The sequence below is a fragment of the Candidatus Coatesbacteria bacterium genome, assembly GCA_014728225.1.
Lineage (GTDB): Bacteria > RBG-13-66-14 > RBG-13-66-14 > RBG-13-66-14 > RBG-13-66-14 > WJLX01.
The window spans coordinates 1-9,657 of sequence record WJLX01000048.1; the positions used below are offsets into that span (position 1 = coordinate 1).

11 protein-coding genes are annotated in these 9,657 nt (G+C 57.9%); 6 read left to right on the forward strand and 5 right to left on the reverse strand.

Features of this window, described 5'->3' with window-relative positions; translation table 11 throughout:
• Positions 1-67 precede the first annotated feature (67 nt).
• The 5 genes from GF399_03550 to GF399_03570 form a co-directional block, all read right to left on the reverse strand.
• On the reverse strand, positions 68-1,162 hold the full coding sequence (locus tag GF399_03550; protein MBD3399388.1) for an alanine/ornithine racemase family PLP-dependent enzyme: 1,095 nt from the start codon (positions 1,160-1,162) through the stop codon (positions 68-70).
• Positions 1,162-1,614 (reverse strand): GNAT family N-acetyltransferase, encoded by a 453-nt coding sequence (locus GF399_03555; GenBank protein ID MBD3399389.1) that lies wholly within the window; start codon positions 1,612-1,614, stop codon positions 1,162-1,164. Before GF399_03555 ends, GF399_03550 begins: the two co-directional genes overlap by 1 nt.
• A gap of 177 nt (positions 1,615-1,791) precedes the next feature.
• Complete coding sequence (locus GF399_03560) at positions 1,792-2,451, reverse strand: TIGR00266 family protein (GenBank protein MBD3399390.1); 660 nt, start codon at positions 2,449-2,451, stop codon at positions 1,792-1,794.
• Between the two features lie 152 nt (positions 2,452-2,603).
• The gene (locus GF399_03565; GenBank protein ID MBD3399391.1) at positions 2,604-2,699 is read right to left on the reverse strand and encodes a PEP-CTERM sorting domain-containing protein; all 96 of its coding nucleotides are present in this window, start codon (positions 2,697-2,699) and stop codon (positions 2,604-2,606) included.
• A gap of 331 nt (positions 2,700-3,030) precedes the next feature.
• Positions 3,031-3,702 (reverse strand): TIGR00266 family protein, encoded by a 672-nt coding sequence (locus GF399_03570; protein MBD3399392.1) that lies wholly within the window; start codon positions 3,700-3,702, stop codon positions 3,031-3,033.
• A gap of 173 nt (positions 3,703-3,875) precedes the next feature.
• Between GF399_03570 and GF399_03575 the strand changes: the two genes are divergently transcribed.
• The 6 genes from GF399_03575 to GF399_03600 form a co-directional block, all read left to right on the forward strand.
• Positions 3,876-4,904 carry a DUF2225 domain-containing protein gene (locus GF399_03575; protein ID MBD3399393.1) on the forward strand — a complete coding sequence of 343 codons (1,029 nt, stop codon included), beginning with the start codon at positions 3,876-3,878 and terminating at the stop codon, positions 4,902-4,904.
• Positions 4,892-5,536 (forward strand): hypothetical protein, encoded by a 645-nt coding sequence (locus GF399_03580; protein MBD3399394.1) that lies wholly within the window; start codon positions 4,892-4,894, stop codon positions 5,534-5,536. The genes GF399_03575 and GF399_03580 overlap by 13 nt, the downstream gene beginning before the upstream one ends.
• Before the next feature lie 312 nt (positions 5,537-5,848).
• On the forward strand, positions 5,849-7,669 hold the full coding sequence (locus GF399_03585; protein ID MBD3399395.1) for a Trk family potassium uptake protein: 1,821 nt from the start codon (positions 5,849-5,851) through the stop codon (positions 7,667-7,669).
• A gap of 92 nt (positions 7,670-7,761) precedes the next feature.
• Positions 7,762-8,586: a restriction endonuclease gene (locus GF399_03590; protein MBD3399396.1), complete on the forward strand. Its 825-nt coding sequence runs from the start codon at positions 7,762-7,764 to the stop codon at positions 8,584-8,586.
• A gap of 14 nt (positions 8,587-8,600) precedes the next feature.
• Positions 8,601-9,497 (forward strand): Dam family site-specific DNA-(adenine-N6)-methyltransferase, encoded by an 897-nt coding sequence (locus GF399_03595; protein MBD3399397.1) that lies wholly within the window; start codon positions 8,601-8,603, stop codon positions 9,495-9,497.
• A gap of 22 nt (positions 9,498-9,519) precedes the next feature.
• The coding region (locus GF399_03600; GenBank protein ID MBD3399398.1) for a TrkA family potassium uptake protein at positions 9,520-9,657 on the forward strand (138 nt) is incomplete at its 3' end.

The window sequence follows — 9,657 nt, forward strand, 5'->3', positions numbered from 1 at the left end:
GGCCCCGGGTCGATGCAGGATTCGTGCCGGCCCGGGTCAGCGGTGAGGGGGCGGCGCCGGACGCGGCCTAGCTGACCCGCTTCTCGACGTACTTGCTGTGCATCAGCCGGGCCACCCCCATGTAGTTGGGGGTGAAGCTCATCGTCCCCCCCTCGCGCAGCCGGCGGCGACCGCTGGGGTTACGGTTGTCGCCGACGTTATAGACGGTCATGTCCGAGGTGGTGCCGGCGAACGCGGCCTTGTCGAAGTGGGGGGTGATCTGATCGGGGTCGACGTCGACGATACCGAAGTCCAGGACGGCGCGGTACTGACGCTCCTCGGCTTCCTCGTCGAACTCGACGGCGTGGCCGACGTTACCCTCGCCGATGTTGCCCTGGGGGACGTTGGTCTTCTCTTCGAGCTCGAGAACGTTGGCGACGAACTCGAAACTGTCGGTGGACAGGTCGCGGTAGCGCTTGCCCGTCAGCGGTGAAACACCGAAGAAGGCGGCCTCGCCGATGCGGAAGTGGTTCATCCCCCGGGGGATCTTGCGCTTGCCCAGCAGGGGCAGGGTGATCGAGCTGCCGCCGGAGACCAGCTCGAGGTTGATGTTGAACCTCAATTCCAGCAACTGCAGGTAGAGGCAGAGCTGGATCAGCTTATCGTAGGTCGGCTCGACGCCGTACATGCAACCCAGGTTGGAACCCAGGCCGCAGATGGTGATGTTGTCGAGTCGCAGAACCCGCTCGTAGAAGTCGTAGATGTTTTCGCGGATGACCCCCTCGCGCAGCTCGCCCATCTCGATCATCACCACCACGCGGTGAACCTTGCCCTGGAGGCGGGCGGCGCGGTCCAGGGCGGCGATGGTCTCGAAGGAGGTGTTGAGGGAGATGTCGGCGAAACGAACGACCTTCTCGGCCAGCTTGACCGCGGGGGGCTTGATGTACATCGTCACCAGTTCGGGGTTGAGCTGCTTGACGGTTCGCAGCCCGGACAGCCGCGAATCGGCCACCGAATGCAGGCGCTTGATGCAGGGCGACGCCAGGATCCGCTTGAGCGACTCCCGGTGACCGCTGAGCACCTTGGTCACCAGGGTCCACTTCTTGTCGTGCTTGACGAGGTAGCGGTCCAGCTTGCGGATGTTACCGAGGATCTTGTCCGTCTTGATGCGCAGCTCGGACATCAGTCGGCCCCGGGGCCTTCGTAGCGCATCTCCTTGTACTTGTCGGTCAAGCCGACGCGCTTATAGAGCCGCACCGCCGGGTTGTCCTGCTCGACATGGAGCTTGAAGTCACCCGCCGTCTCCTCGACGCTGCGCTGCATCAGCGTTCCGCCCAGGCCCTGTCCCCGGCTCTCCGGACGCACGGCGATGTAGACCAGGATATAGCGGGGGATGTAGCCGGACATACCGGTCTCGTTGAACACCACGGCGCCGACGAGCTCGCCGTCGACGTAGCCCAATAGAATGAAGCCGCCGCGCCCGGTGTCGGGCGAGAAGGCGTAATCAATGGAACGGCGGATGTCGGCCTTCGGATCGCCGAATTGACCCAGGGCGTGGTGGAGGAAATCCACCAGTTCAGCGATGGTCAGGTGACCCTGCAGTTGTTCTTCGCTGTCGACACGAATGATGTTCAAGCTGATCGACCTGCCTCCGTTTGTGGGTTGAAGTAGCGAGCAGTGGAAAAGGCATATCTCTGTCGGTAAAAGGGTGTATAGATAATAATACACTCCCCGGGGGAAGTCAAACGACGAACGGCGGGGAGAGACCCCGCCGTTCGTTTGGCAGATTCGCAGACTGCGCTCCTGTGCCGGTTACTGGCGCCCGGCCATCAGGAACATCATCGGGTTACGCGTCTGGATCCAGACCCGGCCCGGGCCGGAGAAGCGACAAACAAAGCCCTCGCCGGAGAAGAACAAAGACTTCAGACCCCGGGAGACCTTGGTGATCTTGAAATTGCAGGACTCGTCGAAGGCCACGATGTGGCCGGTGTCGACGACGTACTCCTCGCCCTCGCCGAGTTCGATCATGTGCACGGCGCCGTAAGCCGAAAGGAAGACGTCGCCGTGACCGGCGATCTTGAGCAGGAACAGGCCCTCGCCGGAGAAGAACATCTTGCCGCCGCCGAACTTGGTGTCGATGTCGATCTCACCGGAATCGAAGATGTAGGCGCCGGACTGGGCCATGATCGCGTTACCGGCCATCTGGAGCTGGATGATGTCGCCGGGATAGGGCGGCGCCAGGGTGACCTCGCCGCCGTTGGGACCAGCGCTGAAAGTGTTCTGGAAGAAGCTCTCGCCGCCGACCATCGAGCGCAGCAGCGACTTGCCGATACCGCCGCGACCCTTGGTCTTCATCTCCATGTCGGCGGACATGCTGACCATGGCTCCGGCTTCGGCGGTGACCTGCTCGCCCGGGCCCATCATGACCTTGGCCAGGGTGAAGTTGGGACGATAGAGGAGTTCGTAGTCCATGCCGGTCTCCCTTTGAGTTGTCGGTTGGTGTTCGACTAGCTTGCTGATGCTGACGACGGAAATCATGCTTGAAAGCCTACTGTCATTATAACCGGGGCCGGGGCAAGTTCCAAGACCGTTGTGCTACGAATATGATTGGCCGGTCATAACTGCTATGGGGTGTGCGGACACGATCGACGCCGGACCCCGGTAAAACAGCCGCCGGCGAGCACGGCGACGACGCCGACCCATGTCGCCGGAACTGGCACGGTTTTTGCGGAGGACGACCGTTATCATCGTGCGTAACGGTCGCCGAGATGCAAAAACCGTGCCAGTTCCGGCGGTTACCTGGGTGCTCGGTCTTTTACCGACAGCCCTGGGCGGCTGTTTTACCGGGGTCGAAAGCCAGTCCTTACCGCCAGGGGTGAAAGACAGGGCAGCTTCCCCAGACAGTCCTTCAAAGGCAGCCATACGATCAAGCTAATGGCGGTGTGTCGAACTCCCAAACAACCCTTGAGCATCGAGGAGCATCGAGCAAGGTTTGTTTACGGCGCGGGGCGGTTAATACCGGCCCCGCGCGGGAAACAAGGATAGGGTTGGCTAACGGCTCTGGGCTTGGGCCATCAGTTGGTAGAGCCAGGCGGGGTTGCGCGTCTGCAGCCAGACCCGGCCCGGGCCGGAGAAGCGACAAACGAAGCCCTCGCCGGAGAAGAACAGGGACTTGAGGCCCTTGGAGGGCTTGGAGACCTTGAAGTCGCAGGACTCGTCGAAGGCCACGATGTGGCCGGTGTCGACGACGTACTCCTCGCCGTCGCCGAGCTCGACCATGTGGACGGCGCCGTAGGCCGAGAGGAAGACGTCGCCGTGCCCGACGAGCTTGAGCAGGAACAGCCGCTCGCCGGAGAAGAACATCTTGCCGCCGCCGAACTTGGTGTCGATGTCGATCTCGCCGGTGTCGAAGATGTAGGCGCCGGACTGGGCCATGATGGTGTTGCCGGCCATCTGGAGCTGGATGATGTCGCCGGCGAAGTTGGGGGCGAAGGTGACTTCGCCGCCGTTGGGCCCGGCGGTGTAGTGGTTCTGGAAGAAGCTCTCGCCGCCGACCATCGAGCGCAGCAGGGACTTGCCTATACCGCCGCGGCCCTTGGTCTCCATCTCGATATCGGCGGACATACTGACCATGGCTCCGGCTTCGGCGGTCACCCGCTCGCCGGGGTCCAGCATGACCTTGGCCAGGGTGAAGTTGGGGCGGTACAACAGGTCGTACTGCATCGATCCTCCTTGGAATAGGCGGGGGTGGACTAGGCGACCGGACAACGATAACTCAACGGACGGGGGGCGGTCCAGTGAGCCCGAGGCGGGGAAGGATTCGACGTGGTATACTGGGCTGGCGCGATCGGCTTCGTCCGAAACGGAAGCCGCGTCCTGGGAGGTAAAGAAACGGGATGCCGAGTAACTTGTACCTTTGCCTGCTCTTACTGGCCGGACTGCCGACCCAGGCCCCGGCGACGGAGTTCGCCGAGCGCGAGGTCGAGTGCCCGGTCTGCGGCGAAAGCAGCGTTTACCGCCTGCCCCTCGAAGTGGACTCTAACGGCGGCGTCTCCACGGACCTGGCCGTCTACTCCTCGAACGGTGTACAGCCCTGGCGCTACTGGATCGCCTACTCACCGGAGTGCGGTTACACCGACTGGGTTGGGCGTTTCGCCGATCAGTTGCGTCCCGAGGAGGTCGAGTTCATCGAGGAGAGCTTCGGCGCCGCCGAGTTCGAGGGGATCCGCCGCGGCGAGTTGCCCCTCTGGGAGCGCTACCGCAATCTGTACCTGCTGGAGGAGTACCGCGGCGCCCCCGCCGTCGAGCTGGCCGACATCCTGCTCTGCGGTTGGTGGTGCCTGCGGCCGGAGAACGTCGAACGCGAGACGAGGCTGGCCTATCTGGGGGAGATCACCGAACTCCTAGGCGCCGCCCTGATCCGGGGCGAGGTTGGTGACGATCAACTGGCCGAGCGGGTCTACCTGATCGGCGAGCTGGAGCGCCAGGCCGGCGACGTCGTCGACGCCCGCCGCCGCTTGAGTGAGGCCCGCACCATGCCCGGAGTGGTCGATTCGGACATCACCGGTTTCATCGAGCGCGCCCAACTGCTCAACGACAGCCGCCCCCTGCGCCGCCGGGTGCTCGAGGGCACGGACGCCGTCGTCAGTCATCCCGACGACGCCGCAATTTACGACCTCGCCGTCGACTGCTGGACATTCCTGGAGGGGAATCCCTCCCAGGTCGTCGACCGCGGCGACGCCGCCCTGGCCGCTTGGTTTTACGGCGAGCGCCTCGGGCGGCCCAGCGCGGAGCTGGCCGAGTGGCGCGCGCGCTTCGAAACCGCCTACGCCCTCGAACTGGAAACCCGACCCCTCATATACGCCGCGGACGAGCTGGGCATCCTGGAGCGGCTGGCCGCCGGAGAGTGCGCGTGCGACGACTGACCCCCAGCCTGACGATACTGATAGTCTGCCTGACGGCGTCGGCCGTTCCCGCCCTGGACTGTCCCCACTGCGGCGGCGCCTTGAGCGCGGCGACGGCCGTCGTCCGCGAAACCCCGGAATACGACCTCTACGGGCTGGAACCCGGTCTGCTCCCCGGCCTGACGACGCTGCGTTACTGCACGAGCTGCGGCTGGGCCGGGAATGATGCGACGGCGGGCGCTACCCCCGTCCCCTCCACCGTTGCCGATTGGCTGGCCGCCAACGAGCCGCCCGACTGGACTACCGTTTGCATCGCCGTGCGCGCCGCCGCTCTGCTCGAGGTCGCCGGCGGCGGGGATTACGACCTCGGCCTGGCCTGGCTGCGCACCGCCTGGGCCGCCCGTTCCGCCGAGGACGCCGCTCTGCAGGAGTTCGCCTACGAGCGGGCCTACGAGCGCTTAGTCGCCTACGTCGCCGATCACGCCACCGGATCCCGGCTGCCCTGGGCCCGCTACCTGGCCGGGGCCTGCGCCGAACGGCTCGGCCGCCCGGGCAGCGCCCTGGCCCACTACCGCGCCGCCCAGTATATGGGCGATCTGCCCGCCCTGCTGCGCTCCCTGGTCAACGAACGCCTCTACCGGCTCGAGGGTTGAGTAAGCCGCGGCGGGGACCTTTGAAAACAATCCTGAACGGCTGAACCGCCCCCGGACCGCCGGAACCGGCACGGTTTTTGCATCTCGGCGCCCGTTACCGACAATGTTAACGGTCGGCCTCCGCAAAAACCGTGCCGGTTCCGGCCCGCGCGGTCGGCGGGGCTACGCAAGCCCCCGGCGGCGGTTTTTCAAAGGTCCCCGTCCGTTTCGCGGGGCCGGGTATTATCTGCGCGTTGCGCCCCGGCGCCCCGTTGTTTACAATAGAAAAATCTGACGCCGCCGTTCTCCGCCGGTTAACCGGGATCGTACTTGATGGCCGACTACCGTCCCAGCCCGCGTAAAGAAGATTCCGTCAGGGACTTCCTTCAGCGCAAGTTCACCTTCGCTCCGACGCTGCGTCAGCGGGTGGACCGGCTGCTCAAGCGTATCTTCATCTTTTCCTCGATCGCCGCCCTCGTCGGCCTCGTCGTCGAGTACGGCTTCTACCCCGACGACTTCCTGCGCACTGTCATCCACGTCGTCGAGTACGTCGTCATCCTGATCTTCGCCCTGATCCCCTTGGTGCGTCTGGTTTTCACTCATCACCGGCTGTCCTACCTCAAGGAGCATCTGGCCGATTTCATCCTGCTGGCGGTCTACGTCATCTACCTGATCGCCACCGGCCGGGTGCACTCCGTGGCCACGGATATCTGGAGCGGAGGGCAGCCCGAGACCTCGCCCGAGCTCCTCGTCGGCCAGATGTTCATCGCCGCCAACCTGATCCTGCACTTCGTCCGCGGCAACCGTACCCTGACCTCGATGTCCGAGCGCCCCGTGCGCTTCATCGTTTTCAGCTTCCTGGCCGTCATCGGCACGGGGACCCTGCTGCTCTCCCTGCCCCGGGCCACCGTCGCCGGCTCTATCCATCCCATCGACGCCCTGTTCACCTCGACCTCGGCCACCTGCGTCACCGGTCTGATCGTTCTCGACACCGGCGCCGACTTCACCCGCTTTGGCCAGGGCGTGATCATGTCGCTGATCCAGATCGGCGGCCTGGGCCTGATGAGCTTCACCGCCTTCTTCTCGACCATGCTGGGCATCCGGGTCAACCGCAAGGAAGTCGCCCTCTACTCCAAAGCCTACGAGGCCGACACCGTCAATACCGTTCGGCGCCTGCTGGTCTATATGTTGCTGGCCACGCTGCTGATAGAGCTCCTCGGCTTCGGCCTGCTCTACCAGACCTGGGAGCCCGGCTTCCCCGACAAGAGCGAGCTTCTGTTCTCCTCGGCCTTTCACTCCGTCTCCGCCTTCTGCAACGCCGGTTTCTCCCTCAACTCCACCAGCATGGAGGGCTACACCGGTTCCGTCGGCACCAACCTGATCATCTCGACCCTGATCATCCTCGGCGGCCTGGGCTTCATCGTGCTGATGAACCTGACCAGCTACCGCTTCAAACCCAAGAAGGGCCAGCCGCGCAGCCGCCTGACCCTGCAGACCAAGCTCGTGCTGGTGGTCAGCGTCATCCTCATCGTGCTGGGGTGGGTGATGATCACGCCCCTCGAATGGGGCCACTCCTTCGATCAGGCCGGACTGGGCTTCGGCGAGAAGGTGATGGCCGGCTACTTCCAGTCCGTCACCACCCGCACCGCCGGCTTCAACACCGTCACCATCGGCAACATGCTCCCCGGCACCCTCTTCGTCATGATCGTGCTGATGTTCATCGGGGCCAGTCCGGGCTCCACCGGCGGCGGCATCAAGACCTCGACCTTCGCCGTCATCATCCTCAACTTCTGGGCCGACCTGCGCGGCCGCAACCACGTCGAGGCCTTCAAACGGGAGATACCCCCCGATGTGACGCGACAAGCCCTGGCCGTCCTCGTCGGCGCCGTGGCCTTCTGCGTCCTCGGCTTCTTCCTCCTGTTGCTGTTCGAGGACCAGCCACCCCTCGAGCTCCTCTTCGAGACCGTCTCCGCCTACGCCACCGTCGGGCTCTCCACCGGGGTCACGCCGCACTTAACTTACGCCGGGCGGCTTGTTATAATACTCCTGATGTTCGCGGGCCGGGTGGGACCGTTGTCCCTGGGCTTGGCCATCGGTAGAAGACACATCGAGGGCAGGTATCGGTATCCCGAGGGCAGGATCTCAATCGGTTAAACCAAGCTCCTGTAGCACGGAGTCTTCGATCCCGCTGGTGCGAAGGTATCTTCAGGCTTTTATGCTATTTCTTTTAGGGAGGTTAAGTTTTCATGTGTAATACAATGCAATCATTTTTCACTGCATTTCTTGAGTTCCTAGACCACACTAGAGAATATATCTCTACAGATAATGGACAATGGAAAATTAAAGGCTTAATAGATAATGAAAGCAATATATTTAGCTTAACAAATGATACAAAACTTATCTCAAAAATCATCGAGCTTCATCTTCTGCCAGAATTATTTAGCTTTGCACGTAGTATTAATTATAGTATTGAATTACCAAGACATCAGAATCATTATCCTGACTTAACATTTATTAATCTTCACGATGAAGACATTAAATTTGCTGTTGATATTAAAACTACATATAGGAAAGATAGTAACCCTAATTTCTGCAATGGCTTTACTCTCGGTTCTCATGGAAGATATTTTAAAGAAAGAAATTGTACAAAGAATATAACATACCCCTATAATGGTTATTTATCTCATTTTTGCTTTGGAATAATATACTCTAGGACCGTTAATGTAGACAATGTACAATCAAAATATCGATATGAACAACTTGGTGTTATACAATCTATAATAAACTCATTTGATTTATTTTTCTGTGAAAAATGGAAAATAGCAAGCGACAAAGCTGGTAGCGGTAATACTGCTAATATTGGAAGTGTTAAATATATAGATGATATACTAACATGTAATGGGGTATTTGTAAACTTGGGTGAGCATATATTTGATGACTATTGGGTTAACTATAACGAATTAAATATAACAAAAGACGATGGTACTTTTAAAAAGCTAAGATGCATTGAAGATTATATGGACTATAGGAGTTTAGATAGAGGGTTGATAAATAAACCCAATAGACATTAGCATCAGGAGTTATTATGTCAACAGTTAAGGTGCCACCAATAAAGTGCCAAGGAATAAAAACAAAATTAGTTCCATGGATTAAGTATATAATTGACTGGAACGATGATGGAATATGGTACGAACCATTTATGGGTTCTGGTGTAGTTGGCTTTAACATTGCCCCCAAGAAGGCTATATTCAGTGATATAAACCCACATATAATACAATTATATAATGAAATAAATAATGACCATATAACCCCTTCTGTAGTACGTTCTTTTTTGGAGGGCGAGGGTAATAAATTACATAGTAAAGGAGAGGACTACTATTATCAAGTTAGGGAACGATTTAATAAATATTATGATCCTCTTGACCTTCTATTTCTAAGTAGATCATGCTTTAATGGTATTATGCGATTTAATAAATCGGGTAAGTTTAATACACCATTTTGTAAAAAAGTTAATCGTTTTAGAAGTGCTTATATAACAAAAATAACAAATCAAATACGATGGCTTTATAGTTTAATGAAAATTAGAGACTGGCAATTTATTGTTAGTAGTTATGAAAGCATACTAGGAAAAACCAATATTTGTGATTTTGTATATCTAGACCCTCCTTATCATGGGAGATATGCAGATTATTATACAAAGTGGACATTAGATAACGAAAATAAACTATATAGTATATTGACTAATATTAAGTCTAAATTCTTACTTTCAACTTGGTATAAAAACAAATATAGGACAAATGAAATTGCAATTAAATATGAAAAAAGCTTTAATATATTGAAACGTAAGCATTTCTATCATATTGGAGGTTACGAAGAAAACCGAAACGAAATGATTGAGGCTCTAATAGCTAACTTTGAACCGAATGAGGGCTACGAAAAAAAGAAGGTTTGTGGTCTGCAATTATCCATATTAGACAACTAAAGTTTAACTTTTAGGATAACCCATGCGCTCATACTCGGTCATCGGTCTCGGTGAGTTCGGCATGTCCGTGGCGCGGATGCTCTCCGACTTCCAGCGCGACGGCATCGCCGCCTACGACATCGACGTGCGCCGCGTCGAGATGCTCAAGGAATTCGTCGCC

Excerpts from the sequence above, each read along its gene's own strand:
- GF399_03590 (MBD3399396.1), top strand. The coding sequence starts at position 7,762 with ATGTGTAATACAATGCAATCATTTTTCACTGCATTTCTTGAGTTCCTA.
- GF399_03585 (MBD3399395.1), top strand. The coding sequence starts at position 5,849 with ATGGCCGACTACCGTCCCAGCCCGCGTAAAGAAGATTCCGTCAGGGAC.
- GF399_03575 (MBD3399393.1), top strand. The coding sequence starts at position 3,876 with ATGCCGAGTAACTTGTACCTTTGCCTGCTCTTACTGGCCGGACTGCCG.
- GF399_03550 (MBD3399388.1), bottom strand. The coding sequence starts at position 1,162 with ATGTCCGAGCTGCGCATCAAGACGGACAAGATCCTCGGTAACATCCGC.
- GF399_03570 (MBD3399392.1), bottom strand. The coding sequence starts at position 3,702 with ATGCAGTACGACCTGTTGTACCGCCCCAACTTCACCCTGGCCAAGGTC.
- GF399_03560 (MBD3399390.1), bottom strand. The coding sequence starts at position 2,451 with ATGGACTACGAACTCCTCTATCGTCCCAACTTCACCCTGGCCAAGGTC.
- GF399_03595 (MBD3399397.1), top strand. The coding sequence starts at position 8,601 with ATGTCAACAGTTAAGGTGCCACCAATAAAGTGCCAAGGAATAAAAACA.